The 25,167-nt window shown below is 67.3% G+C and carries 31 protein-coding genes; 4 read left to right on the top strand and 27 right to left on the bottom strand.

Annotated elements, in window-relative coordinates:
• Positions 1-45: 45 nt before the first annotated feature.
• The 3 genes from ACW9UR_RS20455 to ACW9UR_RS20445 form a co-directional block, all read right to left on the bottom strand.
• Complete coding sequence (locus ACW9UR_RS20455; protein WP_458918916.1) at positions 46-972, bottom strand: ABC transporter permease; 927 nt, start codon at positions 970-972, stop codon at positions 46-48.
• Entirely contained in the window at positions 969-1,886 is a 918-nt protein-coding gene (locus ACW9UR_RS20450; protein ID WP_458918980.1) for an ABC transporter permease, read from the bottom strand. The genes ACW9UR_RS20455 and ACW9UR_RS20450 overlap by 4 nt, the downstream gene beginning before the upstream one ends.
• 138 nt (positions 1,887-2,024) lie before the next feature.
• The gene (locus ACW9UR_RS20445; RefSeq protein ID WP_458918915.1) at positions 2,025-2,846 is read right to left on the bottom strand and encodes an ABC transporter ATP-binding protein; all 822 of its coding nucleotides are present in this window, start codon (positions 2,844-2,846) and stop codon (positions 2,025-2,027) included.
• Between the two features lie 45 nt (positions 2,847-2,891).
• Here ACW9UR_RS20445 and ACW9UR_RS20440 point away from each other — a divergent pair, with 45 nt between their 5' ends.
• Positions 2,892-3,305 (top strand): cupin domain-containing protein, encoded by a 414-nt coding sequence (locus ACW9UR_RS20440; RefSeq protein WP_458918914.1) that lies wholly within the window; start codon positions 2,892-2,894, stop codon positions 3,303-3,305.
• Positions 3,306-3,346: 41 nt separating this feature from the next.
• Here ACW9UR_RS20440 and hydA read toward each other — a convergent pair whose 3' ends face one another.
• The 6 genes from hydA to aptA all read right to left on the bottom strand — a co-directional run bounded on the left by hydA (position 3,347) and on the right by aptA (position 8,937).
• The gene (hydA, locus tag ACW9UR_RS20435) at positions 3,347-4,807 is read right to left on the bottom strand and encodes a dihydropyrimidinase (protein ID WP_458918913.1); all 1,461 of its coding nucleotides are present in this window, start codon (positions 4,805-4,807) and stop codon (positions 3,347-3,349) included.
• A gap of 91 nt (positions 4,808-4,898) precedes the next feature.
• Positions 4,899-5,444 (bottom strand): hypothetical protein, encoded by a 546-nt coding sequence (locus tag ACW9UR_RS20430; RefSeq protein ID WP_458918912.1) that lies wholly within the window; start codon positions 5,442-5,444, stop codon positions 4,899-4,901.
• 26 nt (positions 5,445-5,470) lie between these two features.
• Positions 5,471-5,818, bottom strand: a complete 348-nt coding sequence (locus ACW9UR_RS20425; protein WP_458918911.1) for a hypothetical protein — start codon at positions 5,816-5,818, stop codon at positions 5,471-5,473.
• Positions 5,815-6,255: a hypothetical protein gene (locus tag ACW9UR_RS20420; protein WP_458918910.1), complete on the bottom strand. Its 441-nt coding sequence runs from the start codon at positions 6,253-6,255 to the stop codon at positions 5,815-5,817. The genes ACW9UR_RS20425 and ACW9UR_RS20420 overlap by 4 nt, the downstream gene beginning before the upstream one ends.
• Entirely contained in the window at positions 6,252-7,502 is a 1,251-nt protein-coding gene (locus tag ACW9UR_RS20415) for a Zn-dependent hydrolase (RefSeq protein ID WP_458918909.1), read from the bottom strand. Before ACW9UR_RS20415 ends, ACW9UR_RS20420 begins: the two co-directional genes overlap by 4 nt.
• A gap of 106 nt (positions 7,503-7,608) precedes the next feature.
• A complete protein-coding gene (gene aptA, locus ACW9UR_RS20410; protein WP_458918908.1) occupies positions 7,609-8,937 on the bottom strand; it encodes an omega-aminotransferase AptA in 1,329 nt (442 codons plus the stop codon).
• A gap of 190 nt (positions 8,938-9,127) precedes the next feature.
• On the opposite strand from aptA, the gene ACW9UR_RS20405 reads away from it, so the two are divergent.
• Positions 9,128-9,760 carry a TetR family transcriptional regulator C-terminal domain-containing protein gene (locus ACW9UR_RS20405; protein WP_458918907.1) on the top strand — a complete coding sequence of 211 codons (633 nt, stop codon included), beginning with the start codon at positions 9,128-9,130 and terminating at the stop codon, positions 9,758-9,760.
• Positions 9,761-9,806: 46 nt separating this feature from the next.
• Here the strand turns inward: ACW9UR_RS20405 and ACW9UR_RS20400 are convergent, their stop codons facing one another.
• The 16 genes from ACW9UR_RS20400 to ACW9UR_RS20325 form a co-directional block, all read right to left on the bottom strand.
• A complete protein-coding gene (locus ACW9UR_RS20400; RefSeq protein ID WP_458918906.1) occupies positions 9,807-9,968 on the bottom strand; it encodes a hypothetical protein in 162 nt (53 codons plus the stop codon).
• A gap of 99 nt (positions 9,969-10,067) precedes the next feature.
• Positions 10,068-10,457 carry a VOC family protein gene (locus ACW9UR_RS20395; RefSeq protein WP_458918905.1) on the bottom strand — a complete coding sequence of 130 codons (390 nt, stop codon included), beginning with the start codon at positions 10,455-10,457 and terminating at the stop codon, positions 10,068-10,070.
• 59 nt (positions 10,458-10,516) lie between these two features.
• Positions 10,517-10,984: a HEAT repeat domain-containing protein gene (locus ACW9UR_RS20390; protein ID WP_458918904.1), complete on the bottom strand. Its 468-nt coding sequence runs from the start codon at positions 10,982-10,984 to the stop codon at positions 10,517-10,519.
• Position 10,985: 1 nt separating this feature from the next.
• Positions 10,986-12,287 (bottom strand): NAD-dependent dihydropyrimidine dehydrogenase subunit PreA, encoded by a 1,302-nt coding sequence (preA, locus tag ACW9UR_RS20385; RefSeq protein WP_458918903.1) that lies wholly within the window; start codon positions 12,285-12,287, stop codon positions 10,986-10,988.
• Positions 12,280-12,729 carry a DUF3052 family protein gene (locus tag ACW9UR_RS20380; RefSeq protein ID WP_458918902.1) on the bottom strand — a complete coding sequence of 150 codons (450 nt, stop codon included), beginning with the start codon at positions 12,727-12,729 and terminating at the stop codon, positions 12,280-12,282. Before ACW9UR_RS20380 ends, preA begins: the two co-directional genes overlap by 8 nt.
• Positions 12,726-14,066, bottom strand: a complete 1,341-nt coding sequence (locus ACW9UR_RS20375; RefSeq protein ID WP_458918901.1) for an NAD(P)-dependent oxidoreductase — start codon at positions 14,064-14,066, stop codon at positions 12,726-12,728. The genes ACW9UR_RS20380 and ACW9UR_RS20375 overlap by 4 nt, the downstream gene beginning before the upstream one ends.
• A 148-nt stretch (positions 14,067-14,214) precedes the next feature.
• On the bottom strand, positions 14,215-15,048 hold the full coding sequence (pcaD, locus tag ACW9UR_RS20370; protein ID WP_458918900.1) for a 3-oxoadipate enol-lactonase: 834 nt from the start codon (positions 15,046-15,048) through the stop codon (positions 14,215-14,217).
• 2 nt (positions 15,049-15,050) lie between these two features.
• Positions 15,051-15,482, bottom strand: a complete 432-nt coding sequence (locus ACW9UR_RS20365) for a PACE efflux transporter (protein WP_458918899.1) — start codon at positions 15,480-15,482, stop codon at positions 15,051-15,053.
• Positions 15,483-15,586: 104 nt separating this feature from the next.
• Complete coding sequence (locus tag ACW9UR_RS20360) at positions 15,587-16,063, bottom strand: RNA pyrophosphohydrolase (RefSeq protein WP_458918898.1); 477 nt, start codon at positions 16,061-16,063, stop codon at positions 15,587-15,589.
• Between the two features lie 7 nt (positions 16,064-16,070).
• Positions 16,071-17,423, bottom strand: coding sequence for a S41 family peptidase (locus ACW9UR_RS20355; RefSeq protein ID WP_458918897.1), 1,353 nt, complete (start codon positions 17,421-17,423; stop codon positions 16,071-16,073).
• Positions 17,424-17,437: 14 nt separating this feature from the next.
• Positions 17,438-18,565 carry a murein hydrolase activator EnvC family protein gene (locus ACW9UR_RS20350; RefSeq protein ID WP_458918896.1) on the bottom strand — a complete coding sequence of 376 codons (1,128 nt, stop codon included), beginning with the start codon at positions 18,563-18,565 and terminating at the stop codon, positions 17,438-17,440.
• Positions 18,565-20,091: a 2,3-bisphosphoglycerate-independent phosphoglycerate mutase gene (gene gpmI, locus ACW9UR_RS20345; RefSeq protein ID WP_458918895.1), complete on the bottom strand. Its 1,527-nt coding sequence runs from the start codon at positions 20,089-20,091 to the stop codon at positions 18,565-18,567. Before gpmI ends, ACW9UR_RS20350 begins: the two co-directional genes overlap by 1 nt.
• Positions 20,092-20,170: 79 nt before the next feature.
• Positions 20,171-21,163: a hypothetical protein gene (locus ACW9UR_RS20340; RefSeq protein ID WP_458918894.1), complete on the bottom strand. Its 993-nt coding sequence runs from the start codon at positions 21,161-21,163 to the stop codon at positions 20,171-20,173.
• Between the two features lie 67 nt (positions 21,164-21,230).
• Entirely contained in the window at positions 21,231-21,701 is a 471-nt protein-coding gene (rlmH, locus tag ACW9UR_RS20335) for a 23S rRNA (pseudouridine(1915)-N(3))-methyltransferase RlmH (RefSeq protein WP_458918893.1), read from the bottom strand.
• An 18-nt stretch (positions 21,702-21,719) separates the two neighbouring features.
• Complete coding sequence (gene rsfS, locus ACW9UR_RS20330; RefSeq protein ID WP_458918892.1) at positions 21,720-22,100, bottom strand: ribosome silencing factor; 381 nt, start codon at positions 22,098-22,100, stop codon at positions 21,720-21,722.
• A gap of 179 nt (positions 22,101-22,279) precedes the next feature.
• Positions 22,280-23,224: a nucleoside hydrolase gene (locus ACW9UR_RS20325; protein ID WP_458918891.1), complete on the bottom strand. Its 945-nt coding sequence runs from the start codon at positions 23,222-23,224 to the stop codon at positions 22,280-22,282.
• Positions 23,225-23,301: 77 nt separating this feature from the next.
• On the opposite strand from ACW9UR_RS20325, the gene ACW9UR_RS20320 reads away from it, so the two are divergent.
• Both ACW9UR_RS20320 and ACW9UR_RS20315 read left to right on the top strand, forming a co-directional pair.
• Positions 23,302-23,550 (top strand): excalibur calcium-binding domain-containing protein, encoded by a 249-nt coding sequence (locus tag ACW9UR_RS20320; protein ID WP_458918890.1) that lies wholly within the window; start codon positions 23,302-23,304, stop codon positions 23,548-23,550.
• A 31-nt stretch (positions 23,551-23,581) separates the two neighbouring features.
• Positions 23,582-24,025 (top strand): nucleoside deaminase, encoded by a 444-nt coding sequence (locus ACW9UR_RS20315; protein WP_458918889.1) that lies wholly within the window; start codon positions 23,582-23,584, stop codon positions 24,023-24,025.
• 170 nt (positions 24,026-24,195) lie between these two features.
• Here ACW9UR_RS20315 and ACW9UR_RS20310 read toward each other — a convergent pair whose 3' ends face one another.
• Together ACW9UR_RS20310 and ACW9UR_RS20305 are read right to left on the bottom strand one after the other, a co-directional pair.
• A complete protein-coding gene (locus ACW9UR_RS20310) occupies positions 24,196-24,462 on the bottom strand; it encodes a YdcH family protein (protein WP_458918888.1) in 267 nt (88 codons plus the stop codon).
• Between the two features lie 86 nt (positions 24,463-24,548).
• A complete protein-coding gene (locus ACW9UR_RS20305; protein ID WP_458918887.1) occupies positions 24,549-25,163 on the bottom strand; it encodes a nucleoside/nucleotide kinase family protein in 615 nt (204 codons plus the stop codon).
• Positions 25,164-25,167 lie beyond the last annotated feature (4 nt).

Here is a 25,167-nt window from a genome sequence, read left to right as displayed (position 1 = left end):
CTTGTTGCACGTCTTTTTATCCGTGCGTTGCACGTCTTCTTGTCGTTACCGCGCCCGCCGTTGCGACGGGTGCCAGAAGGTGGCCGCACGCTCCATCAGCGCGACCACCCCGTAGAAGGCCGAGCCGGCCAGCGCGGCCACCACGATCTCGGCCCAGACCATGTCGAGCGCCAGGCGCCCGACCTCGGTCGAGATGCGAAAGCCCATGCCGCGGATCGGCGAGCCGAAGAACTCGGCCACGATAGCGCCGATCAGCGCAAGGGTGGTGCAGATCTTGAGCCCGTTGAAGATGAACGGCGCGGCGGCGGGCAGGCGCAGCTTGGTCAGCGTCTTCCAGTAGCCGGCGGCATAGGTCCGCATCAGGTCCTTCTGCATCCGCTCGGCCGCCGCCAGCCCCTGCACCGTGTTCACCAGCATCGGGAAGAAGCACATCACCGCGACAACGGCGGCCTTGGACTGCCAGTCGAAACCGAACCACATGACCAGGATCGGCGCGGTGCCGACGATGGGCATGGCGGCGAGGAAATTGCCGACTGGCAGGATGCCGCGTTGCAGCGCGGGCGTGCGGTCGGCGATCAGCGCGACGAGGAAGCCCGCACCGCAGCCGATGACATAGCCGCCCAGCGCGCCGCGCAGGAAGGTCTGCACGAAGTCCTCCCACAGGGTCGGGGCGCTCGAGGCCATGCGGGTCAGGATCGCGCTGACCGAGGGCAGGATCACGCCCGGCACGTCGAAGGCGCGGACCCCGGTCTCCCACAGCAGCAGGATGATGAAGCCAAGCAGCAGCGGCGGCAGCACCCCGCGCCGCCCCCGGCGCACCAGGTGCGCGATCAGGGCGACCAGCGCCACGGCAGCCAGTAGCGCGGCGGCGAAGGCCGCGCCCTCGGCCCCGGTGGCGAGCAGCAGCAGTGTCAGCGCGACCAGCGCCAGCGCGCTGACCGAAGTGACCAGCAGTCCGTTCGCCCCCGTCATCGCCCGAACCCCATGCGTTTCAGCGTCGCCGTCTGGATCGCGCCGACGATGCCCACCAGCACGGCGGCGAGGATGGCGGCTGCGAACAGCGCCGACCAGATCTGGATCGTCTGCCCGTAGTAGCTGCCCGACAGTAGCCGCGCGCCAAGGCCGCCTTGCGCGCCGGTCGGCAATTCCGCGATGATCGCGCCGACAAGGCTGGCCGCGATGCCGACCTTGAGCGAGGGGAACAGGAACGGCATCGCCGCGGGCAGCCTCAGTTTCCAGAACCCCTGCCAGTTGCTGGCGTTGTAGGTGTGCAGCAGGTCGGTCTGGATCGCGCTGGGGCTGCGCAGGCCCTTCACCATGCCGACGACCACTGGGAAGAAAGACAGGTAGGCCGATATCACCGCCTTCGGGATCAACCCGGTGATGCCGATGGAGTTCAGCACCACCACGATCATCGGCGCCAGCGCCAGGATCGGGATCGTCTGGCTGGCGATCGCCCAGGGCATGACCGAGGCGTCCATCACCCGGTTGTAGACGATCCCCACCGCCAGCAGCAGCCCGCCCAGCGCGCCGATGACAAAGCCCAGCAGCGTCGCCGTCAACGTGATGCCCGCGTGATGCAGCAAGCTCTTGTTCGAGGTGACAGGCTGGCCCGCCGTGGTCGCCCACAGTTCCGCCGCCACCTGGTGCGGGGCGGGCAGGCGCGGCTTGTCCTGGGAATAGGTCGCGGGGATCAGTCCCGGATTGCGCAGCACCAGCGACCATGCCCCTGCGTTGCGGATCGACACGCCTTCGGGGGTCGAGACCGCGACATCCGCGCGCGCGGCCCGGTTGGCAGCCCAGTGGATGTTCATTGGAGGCACGGCGGCGTACCAGATCACCAGGATCCCGGCGACGACGGCCAGCACGGGGCCCAGTGCCCGCATCTGCCGGACGGCCCAGCCGGGCGCGGCGCTCTTGCCGACGCCGGCCCCGGGGGCGGCCACGTCACTCATCGTGCCCCCCTTCCACTTTCCTCAAATATCCCCGCCGGAGGCATCCCGGCGGCAGCCGCATGCCCGAGTTCAGTCATCGAGGTGCCCCGCGCGCAGGCCCTCGCGGACGCGATGGGCGATTTCGATGAACTCCGGCGTGTCGCGGATATCCAGCGGCCGTTCGCGCGGCAGCGGGCTTTCGATCACGTCGCTGATCCGGCCCGGGCGCGGGCTCATCACCACGATCTTCGTGGACAGGTACACCGCCTCGGGGATCGAGTGGGTCACGAAGGCGATGGTCTTGCCGGTGCGCGCCCAGAGCGCCAGAAGCTGCTCGTTCAGGTGGTCGCGCACGATCTCGTCGAGCGCGCCGAAGGGCTCGTCCATCAGCAGGATGTCGGCATCGAAGGCCAGCGCCCGCGCAATGGAGGCACGCTGCTGCATGCCCCCCGAAAGCTGCCAGGGGTATTTCTTCTCGAACCCGGCGAGGTCCACGAGTTCCAGCACGCGCTTGACCCGCTCGGCCTGTTCGGCGCGCGGGATGCCCATGATCTCCAGCGGGAGGCGGATGTTGCCGCCGATGGTACGCCACGGGTAGAGGCCCGCGGCCTGGAAGACATAACCGTAGGCACGAGCGCGGCGGGCCTCCTCGGGCGAGACCCCGTTGACGGTGACGCTGCCCGCCGTGGGCTGTTCGAGATCCGCCATCACCCGCAGGAAGGTGGTCTTGCCGCAGCCCGAGGGGCCGATGAAGCTGACGAAATCGCCCTGACCGATGTCCAGCGACACGTCCTTGAGCGCGTGCACCGGCCCGTCACCGGTCTGGAAGGTCAGCGACAGGTCGCGCGCCTGGATCACCGGGGCCGCGGTTACGGGGGAAGTTTCTGGCTGGGGGGCCGTTTCAGGTGTCAACAACCGTCCTCGCTTGTTATTGTTTTCCTCAGGGAGGATACCGCCATGACCGGATCATCCAAGCCCGTCTGCCGCAAGATGCGGGCCTCGGGGCAGTATGCCGGAAAGCAGGGATTTGACTATTTCGAAGGCATCGCGCGCGAGACTGTCGGCGCGCAGGGCATCTGCATGCACTTGCTGCGAATCCCGCCCGGCGGGCGCGCCAAGGCGCACAAGCATGTCACCCACGAGACCGCGATCTACGTGCTGGAAGGCACGGCGGCGATGCTCTGGGGCGACCGGCTGGAACACCGGATGGAGGTCGGTCCGGGCGACATGATCTACATCCCCGCGGACGTGCCGCACCTGCCGATGAACACCGGCGACACCGAGGCTGTCGCCGTCATCGCCCGCACCGATCCGCACGAGCAGGAAAGCGTGGAGCTTCTGCCCGAGCTGGAGGCGCTGGCCGGGACCTGATCCCGGCCTTGCGCCCCGGATGGACGCGCGCCGCATGAGGCTCAGATCCCTGCCGGGATGTTGAGCGGGTCGCGCTCGACCTTGCGGGGGCTGTTCAGGTCCTTCCACTGCGAGTACGCCTTGGCGGCCGAACTGAACGCCGGGCGCGGGATGAACTTGCCGCGGCCCGGCTGGGGCTGGCTGTTCTGGCCCCAGGCCCAGATGACGTCGCCGCGCGAAAGGGTGTAACGGGCCTGCGCGCTGACCTCCATGCCCTCCCAGACCGAGTAGTCGAGCACCGACTTCTGGTTGCTGGCCGAAAGCGTCTTGGAGATCTTCGGATCCCACACGACGATATCGGCATCGGCGCCGGGCACCAGCGCGCCCTTGCGGGGATAGATGTTCAGGATCTTGGCGATGTTGGTCGAGGTGACGGCGACGAACTCCTCGGGCGTCAGGCGGCCGGTCTCGACACCGTAGGTCCAGAGCACGGCGAGACGTTCCTCCAGCCCGCCGGTGCCGTTCGGGATCATGCAGAAATTGTCGCGGCCCATCCGCTTCTGCTCGGTGGTGAAGGCGGCATGGTCGGTGGCGACGACCTGCAGCGAGCCGGCAGCGAGGCCATTCCAGAGGCCGTCCTGATGCTCTTTCGAGCGGAACGGCGGCGACATCACCCGCTGCGCCGCGTGGTCCCAGTCCTTGGACAGATACTCGCTGTCGTCGAGGATCAGGAACTGCGCCAGCGGCTCGCCATAGACGCGCATCCCCTTCTGACGCGCGCGGCGGATGGCCTCGTGCGCCTGCTCGCAGGACACGTGCACGATATAGAGCGGCGTGCCCACGGCGTCGGCGATCATGATGGCGCGGTTGGCGGCCTCGCCCTCGACCTCGGGCGGGCGGGAATAGGCGTGGCCCTCGGGGCCGGTAATGCCCTGCTCGAGCATCTTCTTCTGCAGCAGGTCGACCACGTCGCCGTTCTCGGCATGGACCATCGGCAGGCCGCCGAGTTCCTTGCAGCGCTGGAACGAGGCGAACATCTCGTCGTCCTCGACCATCAGCGCGCCCTTGTAGGCCATGAAGTGCTTGAACGAGTTGACGCCCATGTCGATGGCGTCCTTCATCTCGTTGAAGATGGTCTCGTTCCAGCCGGTGACGGCCATATGGTAGCCGATATCGGAACAGATCTGCGGCGCCGACTTGCGGTGCCACTCGTTGATCGCGTTCTTGATCGAGCCATCCGCACCGGGCAGGCAGAAGTCGATCAGCATCGTGGTGCCGCCGGCGGCGGCGGCCCAGGTGCCGGACTCGAAGGTCTCTGCGGCGGTGGTGCCCATGAACGGCATTTCAAGATGCGTGTGGGGGTCGATCCCGCCGGGGATCACGTAGGCCCCTTCGGCGTCGACGTATTTGTCGCCCTTCAGGTCCTCGCCGATCTCCTTGATCGTCTCGCCCTCAATCAGGATATCCGCCTCGAAGCTGCGGTCGGCGGTGACGATGGTGCCGCCCTTGATAACCTTGGTCATGCTCTTTTCCCTGTTGTCTGGCGCCGCGCGTTGGTGCGCGGCTTGTCCGGTTTCTCTGGCCGCCCCCGAGGGACGGGCGCGCGGGCCTGCGTCAGTCGCAGGGCACCGCGCCGATCGCGACATAACTGCCGCGCAAGGTGAACGGCAGGCGGATGCCCTGCTCGTCGTTTGTCAGGACCACGCGAAACCCCTCGCGCATGGCGTTGGAGAGCCGGGCGCGGTTGCGGGTCTGGTAGTAGCCGTCGACGCCCTTTTCCTCGGCGTCCTCGTCCGCCTCGCGCCAGGGCATGGTGAGATCCTCGGAATGAAGCACGTCGCCGCGGGAGAAGACCTCGGCCATCACGACCAGTTCCTCGCCTGCGAACTGAGCCTTGCGATCGTCCGAGATGCGCGAGACGCGCAGGTAGCGGTTTTCGGAACTGGCGTTGCAGCCGACCTCGAGGAAGGTGTCGCGGGGACCTTCGACGCGGGCGACGGTCTCGGCCCGGTCATTGCGGCGGACTTCCTCGCCGTCCGCGTCCAGGTAGATGACCTCCCATTTGGCGTCTTCGAGGTCGTCGTCCTGCGCGAGGCCCGGCAGGGCGGCGCAGGACAGCACCAGAGCAGTCGCGGTGAGGGTTCGGATCAGAGGTTGCATCGTCTCTCCCTTCGCTGGACGGTTGCTTATGCCTTCACCCGGTTCATGCCCTTGATCGGCGCGGTGTCCGTATCGCTGATCTGGCCGAGTTCCTCGTCGGTCATGTCGCGGATCACCCACTCGGCCCCCTTCCCGTCGCGTTCGGCGATATGGCCGGGCGGCAGCTGGTCGGGCGTGAGGCTGCGCAGGTTCTTGTCGAAGATGCAGGCGACGCAGACGCGTTTGGCCTGCTTGGCGCGGCTGTGATCCTCGTGCCCGCACATGAACTGCCAGATGCCCTCGCGGTCATGCGCCACCATCCGCAAGGGGCGTTTGCCCTTGGCGACATGGTTGCACATCAGGCCCTTCTTGTCGTGCTTGTGGGTCTCGGTCATTGCATGCCCCCGGTATCCAGCGCCGACAGATCCGGCAGCGCGGTATCGGTGCAGCGCAACCTGGCGACCTCGGCAAGTGCGCGGCCCTGGCTGGCGAAAAGCCTGTTCGCCGCCGCCATGTCCAGTGTCTGCCCGGAGCCATCCGGTTCTCGTGCGTCCCGCATCGCGGCCATCGGCGCAATCTCCTGTTCGGTCCAGCCCGCCCCCTCGGCGGCCTTGGCTGCGAGACTGGCGGAAGTTCCGAGAGAGACAACCCCCATCCGTGAAGCGCGGGCGTTTTCGGTCATTTTCGGCATCCGATCCGCGAGCTTCCCGAGAAGCGCCGCTACATCGGTGCAGGCAGCGTCCTCGGCCATTGCTTGGCCGGACAGAAGGGCGAGCGTCAAGACGCACGCCCGACCGACCGTCCGGGCCTGGAGGCCGGGGAGCGGGATCATTCCACGATCCCGGCCGTTTCGACGACCGCGTGGAACAGCACGTTCGCGCCCTTCTCGGCCCACTCGGGGCTGATTTCCTCGGCCTCGTTGTGCGAGAGGCCGTCAACGCAGGGGCACATGACCATGGCGGTCGGCGCGACGCGGTTGATCCAGCAGGCATCGTGACCGGCCCCCGAGATGATGTTGCGGTGCGAATAGCCCAGACGCTCGGCGGCGTCGCGGACCGCCGATACGCAGCCGTCGTCGAAGGTGACGGGATCGAAATGGCCGACGGGCTCGATCTCGATACCGAGGCCCAGCGCCTTGGCGATGCGCGGCGCCTCGTCCTCGAGCCTGGCCTTCATGCCGTCGAGCTTGGCCTGATCGGGCGAGCGGAAATCGATGGTGAAGACCGCCTTGCCGGGGATCACGTTGCGCGAGTTCGGATAGACATTGGCCTGGCCGATGGCGCCGACGGCGTCGGGCTGGTTCTCCATCGCGATCTCGTGGACCAGTTCGGTGATCCGGGCCATGCCGAGGCCCGCGTTCACCCGCATGTTCATCGGTGTCGAGCCGGTGTGCGCGTCCTTGCCGGTCAGCGTGACCTGGAGCCACCAGAGGCCCTGCCCGTGGGTGACCACGCCGATGTCGGTGTTCTCGGCCTCGAGGATCGGGCCCTGTTCGATGTGCAACTCGAAGAAGGCGTGCATCTTGCGGTCGCCCACCTTCTCGTCGCCCTTCCAGCCGATGCGGGCCAGTTCGTCCCCGAATTTCTTGCCCTCGGCATCCTCGCGCCCGTAGGCCCAGTCGAGATCGTGGATCCCGGCGAACACGCCCGAGGCCAGCATGGCGGGGGCGAACCGAGTGCCCTCCTCGTTGGTCCAGTTGGTGACGACTATGGGATGCCTGGTCTTGATCCCGAGATCGTTGAGCGAGCGGATGATCTCGAGCCCGCCGAGCACGCCCAGAACGCCGTCGTACTTGCCGCCGGTGGGCTGGGTGTCGAGATGGCTGCCGACATAGACCGGAAGCGCGTCCGGGTCGGACCCCTCACGCCGGGCGAACATGGTGCCCATTTCGTCAACGCCCATGGTGCAGCCGGCTTCCTCGCACCATTTCTGGAACAGCTTGCGGCCCTCGCCGTCCTCATCGGTGACGGTCTGCCGATTGTTTCCGCCCGCGACGCCGGGGCCGATCTTGGCCATCTCCATCAGCGAGTCCCAGAGGCGGCTGCCGTCGATCTTGAGGTTTTCTCCGGGGGCGGTCATGGGCGGCTCCTTTCGTTCGGTTGATCCGGCGGAGGCCCGTTCCGGGCCAGGTCCATTACCCCCGGCCCTGACGGGCCGGGGCCGCCGCGTGTGGTCTGCGCTGCGCTCAGTCGAGTTCCTTCAGGACGTCCGCGAGCGTGCCGATCAGCTGGTCGATGTGCTCTTTTTCGATGATCAGCGGCGGGCTCATGGCGATGATATCGCCGGTGGTGCGGATCAGGATGCCCTTCTCGAAGGCCTTGAGGAAAGCGTTGAAGGCGCGCTGCGTCGGTGCACCAGCGATCGGCTCCAGTTCCACCGCGCCGATCAGGCCGAGGTTCCGGATATCGGTGACATGCGGCAGGCCCTTGAGCGAGTGCAGTGCGTCTTCCCAGTAACCGCCCATCTCGGAGCCACGGGTCAGCAGGCCCTCCTCCTCGTAGGTTTCGAGGGTCGCGATCCCCGCCGCCGAGGCCAGCGGGTTGCCGGAATAGGTGTAGCCGTGGAACAGCTCGATCATGTGCTCGGGACCGGTCATGAAGGCGTCGTGGATCGCCCCAGTGGTCAGCACCGCGCCCATCGGCACGACGCCGTTGGTCAGCCCCTTGGCGCAGACGATCATGTCCGGCATCACCCCGAAATAGTCAGCCCCGAAGGGCGCGCCGAGGCGGCCGAAGCCGGTGATGACCTCGTCGAAGATCAGCAGGATCCCGTGGCGGTCGCAAATCTCGCGCAGCCGCTGCAGGTAGCCCTTGGGCGGCAGCAGCACGCCGGTGGACCCGGCCATCGGCTCGACGATGACGGCGGCGATGGTTTCCGGACCGTGCAGCTGGGCGATGCGCTCCAGCTCGTCCGCCAGTTCGGCGCCATGTTCGGGCTGCCCGCGGGTGAAGGCGTTCTGCTCGGGCAGGTGCGTGTGGCGCAGGTGGTCGACGCCGGTGAGCAGCGTGCCGAACATCCTGCGGTTCGGGACGATCCCGCCGACCGAGATGCCGCCGAAGTTCACCCCGTGATAGCCGCGCTCGCGCCCGATCAGGCGGTACCGCTGCCCCTCTCCCCGTGCACGGTGGTAGGCGAGCGCGATCTTCAACGCGGTCTCGACCGACTCGGAGCCGGAGTTGGTGAAGAAGGCATGCTCGAAGGGTTCGGGCGCCAGGCCAGTCAGCTTGTTGGCCAGCTCGAACACCTTGGGGTGGCCCATCTGGAAGGCGGGGGCGTAGTCGAGTTCCTCGACCTGCTCCTGAATCGCCTTGACGATTTTCGGGCGCTTGTGACCGGCGTTGCAGCACCAGAGGCCGGCGGTGCCGTCCAGGATCTGCCGGCCATCCGCGCTGGTATAGTGCATGCCCTCGGCCGCGACGAGCATGCGCGGCGCCTTCTTGAACTGGCGGTTTCCGGTAAACGGCATCCAGAAGGCGGCGAGGTCGTTCGGGGCGACGGGTCGGCGGTCGGACATGGACTAGCTCCGCTGTCTGCGGGGTTCCGTCCCCGCGAATGGCTACGTCTGGGGTCTTGGCGATTGCCAGCCTGCCCGGGCTGTGCAAAACTCGCTTTGACCAAATGGTAAAAACCACGCTAGCCAAACCCGGTGACAGGTCAAGTGTAATCCCGGGCCCGGCCGCCAGAACGGAGACCGGAACGCACACATGGCCCGGGCCGCAGCGAACAAGACCCCGACCCGCATCCAGAAGCAGAAGACAAAGGCGATCCTGAACGCCGCGCTGGACGTGTTCTCGCAACACGGGTTCCGCGGCGCGACCCTGGACCAGATCGCCGACGCCGCCGGGCTGTCGAAGCCCAACCTGCTTTACTATTTCGAAAGCAAGGAAGCGATCCACCGGATGCTTCTCAGCCGGTTGCTGGACACCTGGCTGGATCCTTTACGCCAGCTGAACCCCGGGGGGGAGCCGCTGAAGGAGATCCGCGCCTACATGCTGCGCAAGCTGGAGATGAGCCGCGACTACCCGCGCGAAAGCCGGCTGTTCGCGAACGAGATGCTGCAGGGCGCGCCCCGGATGGAAGCCGAGGTCAAGGGCCAGCTGAAGGAACTGGTGGACGAGAAAGCTGCGGTGATCCGCGACTGGATCCGCCAGGGCAGAATCGCCCCGGTGGACCCTTATCACCTGATCTTCTCGATCTGGGCGACCACCCAGCATTACGCCGATTTCGAAGTCCAGGTGCGCGGCATACTGGGCGCGTCGGAGGACGGGCATTTCCACGACGCCGCGCGCTACCTGGATCAGCTTTTCACCGGAGGATTGTCGCCGAAACGCGGCTAGGGGCCAGCGGGCAGATCCGCCCGCCCGCGCCTTTCAAGCGGATCGGTCACCGGGACTCGGCAACCGTCTCCTCGATTTGCGTACTGTTGCTCGCCGGAACGATATCGGTCGGATCATCCGGGCGACCGGACCAGATGGCCGTCCCGACGATCGTGAAAAGCGCCACCCCGATGATTCCCGCGAACAAATAGTCGGAATACGTGGACATACGAAAACCCCCACTCTTTACCACACATTCGAATATACCGATGTGGCTCCGAGTCTGCGACGGGTTTTATCACTCCAGCAAGGAATCGGCGGCGTTACGTCACAGGTCCGCAGGCACCTCGGCGGCATCGAAATCGACGTGGAGGTGATTTCCGTCGGGGTCCCAGACGTTTACCTGAACGATCGGGAACCCGGGTACGCGGAAGGTACGATAGCGATCGCCGCGCGCCTTCAACCTTTCGATGAGCTTCGTGAAGCCTTTCGCGCTGAATGCGCCGTGTTCCAGCTTCAGATCGTCCGGATCCGATCCCGCTTCGCGCTCGATCCCCACCAGGTGGACCAGCGCGTGATCCCCCGCGTAGAGCCAGGCTCCGGGAAAATCGAAGGGTGGGCGAGGACCGGGTGTCAGCTCAAGCACATCGCCATACCAGGCGATCATCTCGTCGAGGCGCGTGGTGCGCAGGTTGATGTGATCCAGCCGTTCGATCATTGTCTTCCCCCCATTTTGCCCGCAATCCTAGACCCGTATTGCAAGGTCCGTCCACGGGGTCAGTCAGGGCGCACCAGTCCGCCAATGTGCAGGTGCACCCGGCCCGAGCCGGTGCGGTCCACGAACAGGTGCGGATTGCCCCGCTCGATGGCGCGGATCGCGGCGCCGGCGTCCGCGCGCGTTTCATCCTTCGGGTGGTGCAATAGCGTGCGCAGCGCGGGGAGCGTGTCGCGCCGACCGGCAACGGACAGCAACATGCAGGCGCGGTAGCGGACGGGGGCGGAGCGGTCCTCGAGCGCGCTCAGTGCGAGGGTGACGGCATCCGGTTCGACCTGGGCGAATTTCATCGCTGTGTAGACCAGCGCCGTGCGGGCCTTGAAGCCGCGCAGGCGCGGATAGACCTGCAGGGCGGCGGGAAAGATCGCGGGGCCCAGCGGCAGCAGGGCCTCGCGCGCGGTTTCGACATCGCCCCAGGTTTTTGCGTCCAGGGCAAGCAGCGCGGCCTCGATATCGGCCGCGCCGGTCACGTCACTCGGCCGCCTTGGCGGCCGGGTTGTTCGGGTGCGTGGTCCAGTTGGCGTACTCGGCCTCGACCGTCTTGCCGGTGCGCGGATCAACGGTACCGGGGGCCATCTGCTCCATCGTGATGCAGTTCTCGACCGGGCAGACGTTGACGCAGAGATTACAGGCGACGCATTCCTCGTCGATCACCTCGAAGACCCGGCCCGGTTTCATCGCGATGGCCTGGTGGCTGGTGTCCTCGCATGCCGCGAAGCAGCGTCCGCAGCTGATGCAGAGATCCTGGTCGATCTTCGCCTTGGTGATGTAGTTGAGGTTCAGGTACTGCCAGTCGGTGACGTTGGGCACCGCGCGGCCCCTCACCGCGTCGATGTTGGCGTGACCCTTCTCGTCCATCCATTGCTCGAGGCCCGAGATCATCTCCTGCACGATCTTGAAGCCGTAGGTCATCGCCGCCGTGCAGACCTGCACCGAGCCCGCGCCCAGCGCGATGAACTCGGCCGCGTCGCGCCAGGTGGTGACGCCGCCGATGCCGCTGATCGGCAGACCGGCCAGTTCGGGATCGCGGGCGATCTCCGAGACCATGCTCAGCGCGATCGGCTTGACCGCCGGACCGCAATAGCCGCCGTGGCTGCCCTTGCCGTCGATGGTCGGCTCGGGCGCGAAACTGTCCAGATCGACGGCGGTGATCGAGTTGATCGTGTTGATCAGGCTGACCGCGTCGGCGCCGCCATCCTTGGCGGCCTTGGCTGGCTTGCGGATGTCGGTGATGTTCGGCGTCAGCTTGACGATGACCGGCATCCGCGTGTGCTGCTTGCACCAGCGTGTGACCATCTCGATGTACTCGGGGACCTGGCCGACGGCCGCGCCCATGCCGCGCTCGGACATGCCGTGCGGGCAGCCGAAGTTCAGCTCGACCCCGTCGGCGCCGGTGTCCTCGACCAGCGGCAGGATGAACTTCCAGGGGTCCTCCTCGCAGGGGACCATGAGGCTGACGACCATCGCCCGGTCGGGGTAGTCGCGCTTGACCTGCTTGATCTCGCGCAGGTTCACGTCAAGCGGACGGTCGGTGATCAGTTCGATGTTGTTCAGGCCCAGCAGGCGGCGGTCGGCGCCCCAGACGGCGCCGTAGCGCGGGCCGTTGACGTTGACCACGTGCGGGTCGAGGCCCAGCGTCTTCCAGACCACGCCGCCCCAGCCGGCCTCGAAGGCCCGGCGGACATTGTATTCCTTGTCGGTCGGCGGGGCCGAGGCCAGCCAGAAGGGATTGGGGCTCTTGATGCCCACGAAGTCGGTGGTCAGGTCAGCCATTGGGAGCCTCCGTGTTGGATTGGGCCATTGTCTTGGCCCCGGTTCTGTTTTCCTTGCGCAGCACCAGTTTCAGCCCGGACCAGGTGGCATCGAGGGCACAAACCTTGACGTCGACCAGGCCCAAAGGAAGCGCGGCGTCGCGGATCCGGTCCTCGGTCACGTCGGTGGCCCGCTTCGAGGCCCGCTTGGGCCAGGACACCCAGATCATGCCGGTCTCGGGCAGGCATCGCATGGCCTGCGCAAGGCGTGTTGTCAGCGTAGCATATTCGGTCACGAACAGATGCGCGTCCGTGGCCGTTTCAGGCTCGGCCCAGATCTGGGGGCCGTCCCGTTCGATCAGACGGCGCACCTCGGCGGGCATGTCCGGGGCCCAGACCGGGCCGGTGCCGTAGCCCAGCTTGCGGGCCAGCGGCGTTCCGGAATATCCCGCCGCGGCGGTCACGCGCTGAGCGCCTTGTGGATGTCCTCGGCGGCGTCGCGGCCCTCGGCCACGGCGGTGACGGTCAGGTCGTCGCCGCCCAGCGCGCAGTCGCCGCCCGCCCAGACACCCTGCACCGAAGTGCGCCCGGCGGTGTCCACCAGGATCTTGCCGCGCTCCAGCTTGAGCGCCTCGGGCGGATCGTAGAGCGTCTGGCCGATCGCCTTGAGCACCTGGTCGGCGCGGATCTCGAAGGTCTCGTCGGTGACCTCGAACCCGTCGGGGCCGGAGCGCGTGTAGGCGAAGACGACCTTGCGCTCGTCCATGTCCTTCTTGCCCTTGATCTTCACGGGCTGTGCGTTGAAGACAATCCGCACCCCTTTGGAGGTCGCGAGATCCTGCTCGAACTTGCTGGCGGCCATCGCCTCGGGGCCGCGGCGATAGACCATCGTCACCTCCTCGGCGCCCAGCAGCTTGGACTGTACGGCAGCGTCGATTGCGGTCATGCCGCCGCCGATGACCACCACGCGGCGGCCGACGGGCAGCGCGGCCAGGTTGTCCGACTGGCGCAGTTTCGAAATGAAATCGACGGCGTTCTGCACGCCCTCGCGGTCCTCGCCCTTGGTGCGGAGCGCGTTGACGCCCGCGAGGCCGACGCCGAGGAACACGGCGTCGAACTCTTCGCGCAGCGCATCGAGATCCAGATCCCGGCCCAGCGCCTTGCCGAATTCCTGGGTGATGCCGCCGATCTTCAGCAGCCAGTCCACCTCGGCCTGTGCAAAGCCGTCGACCGACTTGTAGGCGGCGATGCCGTACTCGTTCAGGCCGCCGGGCTTCGGCCGGGCGTCGTAGATCACGACGTCATGGCCCTTCATCGCCAGCCGGTGGGCACAGGCGAGGCCGGCCGGCCCCGCCCCGACGACGGCAACGCGCTTACCGGTCGGCTCGGCGCGGGTGAACGGGTGTTCGTTTCGCGCCATCAGAGTGTCGGTCGCATAGCGCTGAAGCTGGCCGATGATGACCGGCTTGCCCTCGGCCACCTCGCGCACGCAGACCTCTTCGCAGAGCGTTTCCGTCGGGCAGACACGGGCGCACATGCCGCCGAGGATGTTCTGCTCGAAGATCGTCTTCGCCGCCGCCTCGGGCGTGCCGGTGGCGATTTGGCGGATGAACAGCGGAATGTCGATAGACGTGGGGCAGGCCGTCATGCAGGGCGCGTCATGACAGAAATAGCAGCGATCCGCCGCCACCGCCGCCTCGTGCGGATCCAGCGGAGGATGCAGGTCGGCGAAATTGGCTTCCAGCGTGGCCGGGTCCAGCCGGCCGGCCACGATGCCATCGGTTCGGGACGATGCGGACATGCGCGCTCCTCTGCAGTCGTTTGACAGAGAAAGCGTTCCACAGGTCCAATTTTTTATCAACTGGTAAAATCTTGGAAATGACACAAAGATATTGAGGCCCGGAAACCGGGCCACAGGCACAACATCTGGTAGAAGTCAGGCCGCGAGCCTACAGGATGCGCGGCGGATCCTGGGCGCCGCCCAGATCGGGCGGAGGCGCGTGTTTCGCCAGGAACGGGTCGAGAAGCGCTGCGAATGCCTCGGGCGCTTCGACGGGCGGCAGGTGGCCGACGCCGGGCAGAACGTGGAACTCGGCGCCGGGAATCAGGTCGGCGGTCTCGCGCACCATGTCGGCGGGCACGGCGGCGTCCATGGCTCCGGCCACCGCCATCGCAGGCAGCCGCAGGCGCGAGGTGCTGGTCAGAAGATCGGTGCCGCCGATCGCCGCGCAGGCCCCGGCATGCCCCTCGGGTGGGGTCTGCAACAGGCGCTCGCGCCACAGCGCGGCAACCTCGGGGCGGGTTGTGCGGAAGCGTGCGGGAAGCCAGCGCGTTATCGCCTCGTCCGCCAGCGCCGCCATGCCGAGATTGCGCGCGGCCTCGGCCCGGTTCGCCCAGATTGCCTCGTTCCCGATCCGTGCGGCAGTGCAGGCGAGAACCAACGCACGCACGAGGTCGGGACGCTCCGCCGCCAGTCCCTGCGCGACCAGACCGCCCATGCCGAGGCCCACGACCACCGCGCCCTGAACGTCCAGGGCATCCAGCAGCCCGGCGGTGTCGTGCACATAGCTTTGCATGCCCTGCGCCCCCTCGGGCACGTCGGAGCCGCCGTGGCCGCGCAGATCGCAGCGGATCACCCGCAGGTCCGGCGGCAGGTGTGACACCAAGTCATCCCAAACCCTCAGATCCAGGCCCAGCGGGTGGAGCAGCAGCACGGGCGCACCGTCAAGCGTGCCGTCCTGCACGTGCCGTATCCCGATACCGTTGGCCTGGATCACCTGCATGCTCAGGCGCCCTGTCCGGCCGGTTCGGGGATCGGGAACATACGCTCGTAGACCCAAGTGAAAACGAATGTATACGCGAGGTAGAAGCCCGCGAAGAACAGGTCGAGCACGAAGGCTTGCCAGAGCGAGATGCCCAGCCACCAGGCGACAACGGGCAGGAAGACGATCAGCAGACCACCCTCGAAGCCGAGCGCGTGCACGACGCGCTCCATCGGACGCTTGCGGACGCGGCCCGTCAGGCGCAGCAGCGCATGGTCGAAGATCAGGTTGTAGACATAGTTCCAGGCCGTCGCGATCGTCGCGGCGGCGGCGGCCAGAAGTCCGATGTCGAACGGATCGTGGCCGAACAGAAGTGCCCCGAGGGGCGTGACGATGACAAGGCCCAGCAGTTCGAAGCTGACAGCCTGTCGGATGCGGTCGCGTGTGCTGCGCATGGGATGCACTCCGATAGCGTTCGGGCCGTCCCGCGTGCTCTTCCCGGAAGTGGGGGAGGTCGTCCTCGCTTGCGCCCCTGAGCTAAGCCTCGGGGCGTGCGGGGTCAAGGGTGGGCCAGGTGACCGGCGAAGGCGTCCAGTACTTGTGCATAGACCGGGCGCTTGAAAGGCACGATCGCAGTCAGCATGTCCGCCGGGGTCATCCAGCGCCAGGTGCGGAACTCGGGATGCCGGGTCGCGAGGTCCACCGCGTCGTCGGTCCCGTCGAGCCGGAACAGGAACCAGCGCTGCCGCTGGCCCCGGTATTTCCCGCCCCAGACCTTTCCGATCAGGTGATCCGGAAGATCATAGGTAATCCAGTCCTCGGTCTTGGCAAGCTTGGTCACGGCGGACGCTGGAACGGAGATCTCTTCCTCCATCTCGCGCAGCGCCGCTTCGAGCGGCTTCTCGCCCTTGTCGATGCCGCCCTGCGGCATCTGCCAGGCGCCGGGCGTGTCGATACGCTCGCCCGCGAACAGAAGGCCGTCGGCGTTGCAGAGCGCAACGCCGACGCAAGGCCGGTACGGCAGATCGCTGGTCATCGCGGCCTTACTGGTCGCGGCCGGCCAGGACGTTGAGGCCCCGGATCATGTCCAGTGCATAGGCCAACTGGTAGTCCTCGTCGCGGCGGGCAGCCATGGTCTCTGCCTCCTCGCGCTCTTCTTCCAGCTGGCGCAGCTCGTCCTCGGAGAGGCTGTCATTGGACAGCGCCCCGCGCAAGTCCGCCTCGGAGCGGCGCGCGGACGCGGCACTGCTCTCGGTATCGCCGTCCTCGCCCTCGGCGGTTTCGGTGGGCGGGCGCTGTTCCACGATCACGTCCGGCTGCACGCCCAGGTTCTGGATCGAGCGGCCCGACGGCGTGTAGTAGCGCGCGGTGGTCAGGCGCATCGCGCCCTTGCCCTGCAGCGGCACGATGGTCTGCACCGAGCCCTTGCCGAAGCTGCGGGTGCCCACAACGATCGCACGGTGGTGGTCCTGCAGCGCACCGGCGACGATCTCCGACGCCGAGGCCGAGCCGCCGTTGATCAGCACGACCACCGGCTTGCCCTCGGCCAAGTCGCCCGGCTCGGCGTTGTAGCGGTCGCTGTCGCGCGGATCGCGGCCCCGGGTCGAGACGATCTCGCCCGCATCGAGAAACGCGTCCGAGACCTGCACCGCCTGGGTCAGCAGCCCGCCGGGGTTGTTGCGCAAGTCCAGAACGAACCCGTCGACATTGTCCATGCCGCCCAGTTCCTCGACCTGCTTTTTCAGACCCTCTTCGAGATTCGGATAGGTCTGCTCGGTGAAGGTGGTGACACGAAGCACCACCACATTGCCCTCGGTGCGGGGGCGCACGGCCGAGATGGTGATCGTGTCACGGGTGAGCGTCAGGTCGAACGGCTCGGTCTCCTCGCCGCGCACGATGGTCACGATGATGTCGCTGCCCACCGGGCCGCGCATCAGATCGACCGCCTCGTTCAGGGTCAGACCCAGGATCGACTCGCCGTCGACATGGGTGATGTAATCGCCCGGCTCGACGCCCGCGCGCGCGGCAGGGGTATCGTCGATGGGGGTCACGACCTTGACGAAACCGTTCTCCTGCGTGACCTCGATGCCGAGCCCGCCGAACTCGCCGCGGGTCTGCACGCGCATGTCGTCATAGTCGTCGGGCGGCAGGTAGCTGGAGTGCGGATCCAGCGACGAGAGCATGCCGTTGATGGCGCTCTCGATCAGCTCCTTCTCCTCGACGTCCTCGACATAGGTCGAACGGATGCGCTCGAAGATATCGCCGAACAGGTCCAGCTGTTCATAGGTGAGCCGGTCCCGGTCTACCTCCTGCGCGATGATCGGGGCGGCAAACTGCGTCGTGACGACGAAGCCTGCAAGCGCGCCGCCGACGGCGGCAATCATCAGCTTTTTCATGTCTTGCCCTGTCGTTATCTCAATGCCTCGAACCAGGGCAGCGGGTCGACCGGGCTCTGGTTCACTCTCACTTCCATATAGAGCGTTTTCGTGGCCGCATTGCCACCCGCTTCGCCCCCTTGCGCGGATAATTCTTCGTGAGATGCCGCCGGACTGTCCAGCCCCACCTCGTCCGGGGCCTCCTCATCCAGTCCCGGCATGAAGCCCACGACGCCGCCAGGTTCCACCACCTCGCCCGAGCGGACAAGGTAGGTGCCAAGCCCGGACAGTACCATCAATACGTCTTCCTGCGGCTCGAGGATCACCACCTCGCCGTATCCGTCGAGCCTGCCGGTGAAGCGCACCGTCGACTCGGCGGGCGCGGTGACCAGCGCGCCGGGGGTCGTGGCAATGGCGATGCCGGGCCGCTCCAGCCCCGCGGGGTCGGGCGTGCCGAATTCGCGGGTCAGCGGCCCATCCACCGGCGTCGCATAGGGCCCAAGGTCGTCCGGCACCGTGTCCGGGTCCGCGGGCAGCGTGGTCTCCAGCGCGACCGCCAGCATCGCGAGGTTGGCAGCATCCTCGCCCAGATCGGGCAGAGGGCCGGTCGAGACGCGATCCTCCTCGACCCGCTCGATCAGCCGGTCGCGCACCTCGGCCAGCCGGTCGCGGCTGTCCTCGAGGTCCGAAAGAAGCGCCTGCTGCTGCGCCTGCAGATTCGACAGGGCGGCGCGTTCGTTCCGCAACGCCTCGGCCCGCTCGCGCACGTTGGCGGCGGCATCCTCCATCAGCATCAGCGCCCGAGCGCCGTCGCGGGGATCCTGCGCGCCGGTCAGCACCAGCGGAGCGGCCACCCGCCCCAGCCGCGCGATGCTGCCGGTCAGGCGGCGCAGCTCGGCCTCCTGCTCGGTCAGGGCGCGGCTGCGGGCGCGGGCCTTTGCAGCGACCTTGCCGATGTCCCGACGAAGGGACTGCATCGCGGCCTCGTAGGCGCGGATCGCCCCGGCCAGCGCCCGGCGCTGCGCAATGCTGGTCCGCGCCTCGCCCAACCGGTCCTCGGCCGCGCGCAGCGCCTCGACCCGGCCCTGGGCACCGCCGGTCTGCGCCAGCGCGGGCGTGCCAAGCGCCAGCAGGATCGTCAGGAGCGCCGTGGCGCGCCGCATCATGCCCCCTCGATCAGCGAGCGGCCGGTCATCTCGGCGGGCTGCTCGAGACCCATCAGGCTCAGCAGGCTCGGGGCGAGATCCGCGAGCGTTCCGCCCGGCCGCACGGTCGCGCCGTCGGGGCCACCGACAAGGATCACCGGCACTGGGTTCAGCGTGTGCGCGGTGTGCGGTCCACCGGTTTCGGGGTCGATCATCATCTCGCAATTGCCGTGGTCTGCGGTCACGATAGCCGCGCCGCCGACGCTTTCCAGCGCGTCCAGCAATTCCCCCAGCCCCCGGTCCACCGCCTCGCAGGCGGCAATGGCGGCGTCCACATCGCCGGTATGCCCTACCATGTCGGGGTTGGCATAGTTCACCACGATCAGCGCGTACTCGCCACTTTCGACGGCGCCGACCAGATTCTCGGTCACCTCCTCGGCAGACATCTGCGGCTGCAGGTCATAGGTCTTCACTTTCGGACTGGGCGCCATGTAGCGCGCTTCGCCCTTTTCCGGCGTCTCGACGCCTCCGTTCAGGAAGAAGGTGACGTGCGGGTACTTCTCGGTCTCGGCGATGCGGAACTGCTTGAGACCCTGTTTCGCGACCCAGGACCCCAGCGTGTTCACGATCTCCTCGGAGGGGAACATCACCTGCATGAACGCGTTGTGCCGGTCGGAATACTCGACCAGTCCGCAGACGGCGGCGAACGTCGGCCGGGCCGAGACGTCGAAATCGCCGAACTCCGGGTCCGCCAGCGCCGCAAGGATCTCGCGCGCGCGGTCAGCGCGGAAGTTGAGGAACAGCAGGCCGTCGCCGTCCTTCATGCCGTCATAGTCGCCGATCACCGTGGGCGTCACGAACTCGTCGGTCGTGTCCGCGTCATAGGCGGCGGCGACGGCGGCATCGGCGCTCTCGGCCTTGTCCCCCTTGGCGGCGGTCATGGCGAGGAAGGCCTGCTCGACCCTATCCCAGCGCTTGTCACGGTCCATGGCGTAGAACCGCCCCGAGACGGTGACGATGCGCGCGCCCTCGGGCAGATCGGCCTCGAGCTTCGCCAACTGCTCGCGCGCGGACTTCGGTGCAACGTCGCGGCCATCGGTATAGGCGTGGATCGCCACCGGGATGCCATGCCCCGCCAGCACCTTCGCGGCGCGGGCGATGTGGCGCTGATGCGCGTGCACCCCGCCGGGCGAGGCCAGGGCCGCCAGATGCGCGGTCCCGCCCGAGGCTTTCAACGCCTCGGCGAACTCGGCCAGCGCGGGGTTCGCGTCGAACTCCCCGTCCTCGATCGCCTTGTCGATCTTCGGCAGATCCATCCAGACGGTCCGGCCCGCACCGATGTTCGTGTGCCCGACCTCGGAATTGCCCATCTGCCCCTCGGGCAGACCCACGGCGGGGCCATGGGCGGTCAGCGTCGCGTTCGGGCAGTCCCGCATGATGCGATCGAAATTCGGGGTATCCGCCAGGGCGACGGCATTCGCCTCGCGCGAGGGGTTCAGACCCCATCCGTCGAGGATGCACAGGACGACGGGTTTGGTGGCCATGCGGGGTCCTTTCCGGCTTGGATCGCGCGCAACCTATCCCCCACCCGGACCGGCCTCAAGTCCGCCATGCCGGATCGGCCTAGAACGGCTCCATATCGGCGGCGAGCGACGCGAAAACCGGATGTTCGGGCAGCCAGATCCCGGGCGAGACCTCCTGCGCAGCAACCTCGGCCTTGCGCAGGGGCCGGGGCACGCCGAAGAAACCGCCGCGCGAGAGGGTGGTGCGCAGGTAGGTCAAGAACGACAGGTTCACCCGCTCGGCATGCACGATCGGATCGAAGCGGCCCGTCGGTAGGTAGATGTGATAGTTCACCGCGCCACTGACATCGGCCTTATGCTCGAAACTGGGGGCAAATTCCGGCGCGAGGCCGACGCCGCCGCCGGGAACGAGCTGCCAGTCGGCGTCAGGGTCGAGGATATCGGCCAGAAGCATCTCGGGCTCGACCACCAGCGGGTCCCAATCGCCCAGCCGCGACAGGACCGGATCGTCAGCGTGGGGATGCGGCGCGCGGTCCTCCTCGGCCAGGTCTCGCAGACGGCTGTCGTCCCGACTCTCGTCGTCGAGCGCGTCAAGGAAATCGAGCGACTCCAGCAGATCGTCGTCTTCGTCCTCGCCCAGCAGATCCAACTCGTCCGGCAGGTCCAGCCTGCCTCGCGGCGGAAAGCGCTGGCGCAGGTCGACTGTGCCGACGATGCGGGCGAACCAGGTCAGTGCACCGGGCAGCGCCAGGTGCTCGGCCTCGAGACCCGGCAGGGCCGCGAACCGGCGGCGCAGCGCCGCGGCCACGTCCGCCTCGCGCAGATCCGCGACCGGGCGGCGCGGCGGCACCGCGGGACCAACCCGCCCGCTTTCGCATTCGAACCTGTAGCCGGTGTCGCGCAGGCGTTCGATCAGCAGGTCGATGTTGCGGGCGACGCGTCCGAAGGTCTCGTGCATCAGCGCCTCGACCTCGTCCGACGAAGGACGATCGGCCCAGGCGCGGAAGGTCAGGCCTTCTTGCCAATCGGTATCGAGCGCCTGCCATGCAGCCGCGTGCGCGCCGCTACGGTACTGTTCGAGTACGGATGGCATCTACGCTACTCTGGGCACTGCTGACTGCCCCAAGTCTCTGACATGACGGGCATTTTGGCAAGCCTTGTCACGCGCGGTGGTAAGGGCTGCCCGCCAGGATCGAGGCCGCGCGGTAAAGCTGTTCGGCCAGCATCACCCGCGCCAGCATGTGCGGCCAGACCATCTTGCCGAAGGACAGCCGCGCATCCGCAGCGCCGCGCAGGTCCTTGGCCAGACCGTCCGCGCCGCCGATCAGGAACACCGCATCGCGGCGGCCCTGGTCGCGCCAGTCGCCCAGTTGCCGGGCGAATTCAGGGGATGTCATCAGCTTGCCGCGTTCGTCCAGCGCGATGACGACCGCGCCGTCAGGGATTGCGCCGCGCAGCAGCGGCGCCTCGACCTCGGGGCCCTGCCCCTTTCGAGGCTCGACCTCGGCCACGTTCAACGGACCAAGACCCAGCGTCCGCCCGGTCCGGTCGAACCGGGTGGCATAGTCGTCGATCAACTCGCGTTCGGGGCCGGCGCGAAGCCGGCCGACGGCGGCGATAGTGACCTTCACAGGCGGATCAGACGGCGATCAGGCGTCGAGCGGGGCGCGCTTGCGCTGCTCTTCGGGCGACAGCCACATCTTCTCCAGCTGGTAGAAGTCACGAACCTCGGGACGGAACAGGTGAACGATGGCGTCGCCGCAATCGATCAGCACCCAGTCTCCGGTGTCCTTACCTTCGATCCGCACGCTCTGTCCCGTCGCCTGCTTCAACCGGTCGGCCAGTTTCTCGGCCATCGCGGTCACCTGGCGCGACGACCGGCCCGAGGCGACGACCATGTGGTCGGCGACTTCGGACTTCCCGGCGAGGTCGATGGATATCACGTCCTCGGCCTTGTCATCGTCCAGCGATGTCAGGATCAGGTTCAGAAGGGCGGTGTCCCGCGCGCCCGGCCCGGCCGGGGTGGTCATTTCACGCGGTGTCGCAGCGGCAGGCGCTGCATCTACACGTTCCGACAGAACTTTGCCTCCAATAAAGCGCCGGTTTCCCGGCTTCAGTAACCGAAAGGTAGTCGCTGAGGGCCGTTTTCTCAAGCCTTGCGGGCCAGGGTCGCGAAACTGTCGTAGTGCGTGACCGGCAAGCGACGCCGCTAGAGCGGCAACCGGGCCAGCCGCTCGACCAGCAGATCGTAGAATCCGTCGCTGTCCACGTCGCGCAGGTAGAGCACGTTGGGCGCGCGCCCGGTGACGCCCCACCAGTCGACCACGGTCATGCCCATGGTCAGCTCGGAACCCGTCTCGACCATGAGATTGACCTCGCGCCCCTCGTAAAGCTCGGGCTTCAGCATCCAGGCGATCACGTTGGGATCGTGCAGCGGGCCGCCGTCGGTGCCGTATTTCTCCTCGTCGAAGCGCTCGAAGAAATCCAGCAGCTCGGCCGTTGCTGTGCCCACCGGCGTGCCCAACTCGCGGAAACGTGCGACGCGGGCGCGGGTGGTCAGGCACTGGTGCGTCAGGTCCAGCGGCAGCAGCGTCACCGGGCGGCCGCAGCGGAAGACCACGTCGGCGGCATGCGGATCGACGTAGATGTTGAACTCGGCGGCGGGCGTGGTGTTGCCGCCCTCGAAGAAGCCGCCGCCCATCGCCACGATCCGATCGATCCGTGGCAGGATGTCGGGCGCGCGGTTGATCGCCAGCGCGATATTGGTCAGCGGACCCAGCGCGCAGAGCGTGACGCCCTCGGGCGTGGCGCGCAGGGTCTCGACGATGAAATCGACACCGTGCTGCGGCTGCAGAGGCATGGTCGGCGCGGGCAGGTCCGGGCCGTCGAGGCCGCTCTTGCCGTGCACGTATTCCGCCGTCACGAGATCCCGTACCAACGGCCGGATGGCACCGGCGAAGACCGGCATGTCGGACCGTCCCGCCAGTTCGCAGATCTTGCGTACGTTCACCTGCGTCAGGTGCAGCGGGACGTTCCCGGCGACGGCGGTGATGCCCAGCACCTCGAGCTCGGGCGAGGCCAGCGCCAGCAGGATCGCGACAGCGTCGTCCTGGCCGGGATCGGTGTCGATGATGATCTTTCGCGCCGCGCACATGGTTAACAATTCCTTAATTCCGCCGGATTGGCTGCCTATCGGGATGGCATTGCATTTTGAGCAAGGCGATTCCACCCATGCGGACACTGATCCTGTTTCTGATCCTTTCGACAAGCGCGCAGGCCGGCCCCGTCTCGGAACGGCTGCAGGCGCTGAACGCCCCCGAACTGCAGATGGCGCAAAGCTTCACCTGCTCGCGGAAGACCTGCGGGCGGATGCGCTCGTGCGCCGAGGCCTGCCACGCGCTGCTGGTCTGCGGCGACACCGCACGCGACGGCGACAACGACGGCATCCCTTGCGAGTCCCTCTGCTCCCGGCGATGCTGAGCCGCGGCAACGACAGGAGCGTGGGATGCACATGGACGAAAATACGAAGGCCGGTCTGGCGGCAGCAGTCGAGGAGGCCCGCAAGGGGTTGGCCGAAGGCGGCATTCCGATCGGCTCGTCGTTGATGATCGACGGCGCGGTGATCGCCGCGGGTCACAACCAGCGGGTCCAGCGCGGCAGCCAGATCCTGCACGGCGAGATGGCAGCGATCGAGAACTGCGGACGCCGCCGCGACTATGGAAAGATGACGCTGTTCACCACGCTCTCCCCCTGCATGATGTGCGCGGGAACGATCGTTCAGTTCGGCATTCCGCGCGTCGTGATCGCCGAAAACCAGAACTTCGGCGGCAACGAGGAATTCCTGCGTTCGCGCGGTATCGAGGTGACGGTCCTGAACGATCCCGCGTGCATCGAGATGATGCGTGACTTCATCTCGGCGCATCCGGAACTCTGGGACGAGGACATCGGCGAATAGCGCGGCGCTCGTGTTGGGGCCGCCGCGCGGGCGGGCATCGAGCCCACCCGCACGGCCCGGTCGCTCTGCGCCCGCGCCAGCCGGCAGGCGTTTCCTGCGTCCGAAAATGCGACGGGCGGCTGCCCCACCTCGGCAACCGCCCGTACAAGCTGCGTCTGGGCCTCCGGGAGTCAGCCCTCGGCAGCTTCCGCCGCGGCGTCCGGCTCTCCCAGCCGGGCGGCGATCTTGTCCTTCAGCAGCATCCGGTTCTTGCGCATCACCGCGATGTGGAAATCGTCCGTCGGTTCGACATTCGTCTCGGCGCGGTGAATCGCGCGGTTCAGCTCGTGGTACTCGTCGCAGAGCCGGGCGAAGTGCAGGTCGCTGATCTTCAGCCGGTGAAGGCGGTCGCCCATGCCGGGAAAGTCTTCCATGAGTTCGTGCGGCACGTGGGTCATCGGGGGTGTCTCCTGTCCATCTTTCGCGGATCAGGATAGCGACTCGCGCGGGCCTGCCCTTGACCTGCATCAATCCGCTGAGATGTTCAGTCGAGCACCTCGGGCGACACGACGCGGTCGGCGCGGGCGCGCCCCCGAGCCACCAGCTTTCCGTTCGGCAGGTCGTTGTCCTGCACCTTTGCGCGCACCTCGGCCTCGGACAGCCCGAAGCCGCGCCAGCGGGCGGCGAGCCGTTTCGCCAGTTCGTCCTCGGGCACGTCCACATACCAGCAGGCGTCGAGCAGCGGGCGCACCGCCTCCCAGCCGCCGCCCTGGTGCAGCAGCCAGTTGCCCTCGACGATCACCAGCGCGGCGTCGGCGCCGATTTCGATCGCACCGGCGCGGGCCAGTTCCAGGCTGCGGTCGAAGAGCGGGGCATAGACCGTCTCGCCCGCACGCACCCTTTTAAGGGTATTGACGAACCCGCCGACATCGAAGGTCTCGGGCGAGCCCTTTCGTGGGCGCAGACCGCGCGGCACGAGGATGCCGTCGTCCAGGTGGAACCCGTCCATCGGCAGCACCACCGACCCCGAGATTTCCGCCGCCAGCCGTTCGGCCAGCGTCGACTTGCCCGAGGCCGGTGCCCCCACCAGCCCCAGGATCGCCCGACCGGCACCGCCCAGGCGGGCGGCGTCGGCGGCGAGCTGTTCGAGCGTCACCATCGCC

It is taken from the genome of Halovulum sp. GXIMD14794 (assembly GCF_054457455.1).
This window is presented reverse-complemented; position numbering and strand designations above follow the sequence as displayed.

Coding starts and splice junctions, on each gene's coding strand:
- ACW9UR_RS20455 (WP_458918916.1), bottom strand. CDS start 972: ATGACGGGGGCGAACGGACTGCTGGTCACTTCGGTCAGCGCGCTGGCG.
- ACW9UR_RS20450 (WP_458918980.1), bottom strand. CDS start 1,886: ATGCGGGCACTGGGCCCCGTGCTGGCCGTCGTCGCCGGGATCCTGGTG.
- ACW9UR_RS20440 (WP_458918914.1), top strand. CDS start 2,892: ATGACCGGATCATCCAAGCCCGTCTGCCGCAAGATGCGGGCCTCGGGG.
- hydA (WP_458918913.1), bottom strand. CDS start 4,807: ATGACCAAGGTTATCAAGGGCGGCACCATCGTCACCGCCGACCGCAGC.
- ACW9UR_RS20430 (WP_458918912.1), bottom strand. CDS start 5,444: ATGCAACCTCTGATCCGAACCCTCACCGCGACTGCTCTGGTGCTGTCC.
- ACW9UR_RS20425 (WP_458918911.1), bottom strand. CDS start 5,818: ATGACCGAGACCCACAAGCACGACAAGAAGGGCCTGATGTGCAACCAT.
- ACW9UR_RS20420 (WP_458918910.1), bottom strand. CDS start 6,255: ATGATCCCGCTCCCCGGCCTCCAGGCCCGGACGGTCGGTCGGGCGTGC.
- ACW9UR_RS20415 (WP_458918909.1), bottom strand. CDS start 7,502: ATGACCGCCCCCGGAGAAAACCTCAAGATCGACGGCAGCCGCCTCTGG.
- aptA (WP_458918908.1), bottom strand. CDS start 8,937: ATGTCCGACCGCCGACCCGTCGCCCCGAACGACCTCGCCGCCTTCTGG.
- ACW9UR_RS20405 (WP_458918907.1), top strand. CDS start 9,128: ATGGCCCGGGCCGCAGCGAACAAGACCCCGACCCGCATCCAGAAGCAG.
- ACW9UR_RS20400 (WP_458918906.1), bottom strand. CDS start 9,968: ATGTCCACGTATTCCGACTATTTGTTCGCGGGAATCATCGGGGTGGCG.
- ACW9UR_RS20395 (WP_458918905.1), bottom strand. CDS start 10,457: ATGATCGAACGGCTGGATCACATCAACCTGCGCACCACGCGCCTCGAC.
- preA (WP_458918903.1), bottom strand. CDS start 12,287: ATGGCTGACCTGACCACCGACTTCGTGGGCATCAAGAGCCCCAATCCC.
- ACW9UR_RS20375 (WP_458918901.1), bottom strand. CDS start 14,066: ATGTCCGCATCGTCCCGAACCGATGGCATCGTGGCCGGCCGGCTGGAC.
- pcaD (WP_458918900.1), bottom strand. CDS start 15,048: ATGCAGGTGATCCAGGCCAACGGTATCGGGATACGGCACGTGCAGGAC.
- ACW9UR_RS20365 (WP_458918899.1), bottom strand. CDS start 15,482: ATGCGCAGCACACGCGACCGCATCCGACAGGCTGTCAGCTTCGAACTG.
- ACW9UR_RS20360 (WP_458918898.1), bottom strand. CDS start 16,063: ATGACCAGCGATCTGCCGTACCGGCCTTGCGTCGGCGTTGCGCTCTGC.
- ACW9UR_RS20355 (WP_458918897.1), bottom strand. CDS start 17,423: ATGAAAAAGCTGATGATTGCCGCCGTCGGCGGCGCGCTTGCAGGCTTC.
- ACW9UR_RS20350 (WP_458918896.1), bottom strand. CDS start 18,565: ATGCGGCGCGCCACGGCGCTCCTGACGATCCTGCTGGCGCTTGGCACG.
- gpmI (WP_458918895.1), bottom strand. CDS start 20,091: ATGGCCACCAAACCCGTCGTCCTGTGCATCCTCGACGGATGGGGTCTG.
- ACW9UR_RS20340 (WP_458918894.1), bottom strand. CDS start 21,163: ATGCCATCCGTACTCGAACAGTACCGTAGCGGCGCGCACGCGGCTGCA.
- rsfS (WP_458918892.1), bottom strand. CDS start 22,100: ATGACCACCCCGGCCGGGCCGGGCGCGCGGGACACCGCCCTTCTGAAC.
- ACW9UR_RS20325 (WP_458918891.1), bottom strand. CDS start 23,224: ATGTGCGCGGCGCGAAAGATCATCATCGACACCGATCCCGGCCAGGAC.
- ACW9UR_RS20320 (WP_458918890.1), top strand. CDS start 23,302: ATGCGGACACTGATCCTGTTTCTGATCCTTTCGACAAGCGCGCAGGCC.
- ACW9UR_RS20315 (WP_458918889.1), top strand. CDS start 23,582: ATGGACGAAAATACGAAGGCCGGTCTGGCGGCAGCAGTCGAGGAGGCC.
- ACW9UR_RS20310 (WP_458918888.1), bottom strand. CDS start 24,462: ATGACCCACGTGCCGCACGAACTCATGGAAGACTTTCCCGGCATGGGC.
- ACW9UR_RS20305 (WP_458918887.1), bottom strand. CDS start 25,163: ATGGTGACGCTCGAACAGCTCGCCGCCGACGCCGCCCGCCTGGGCGGT.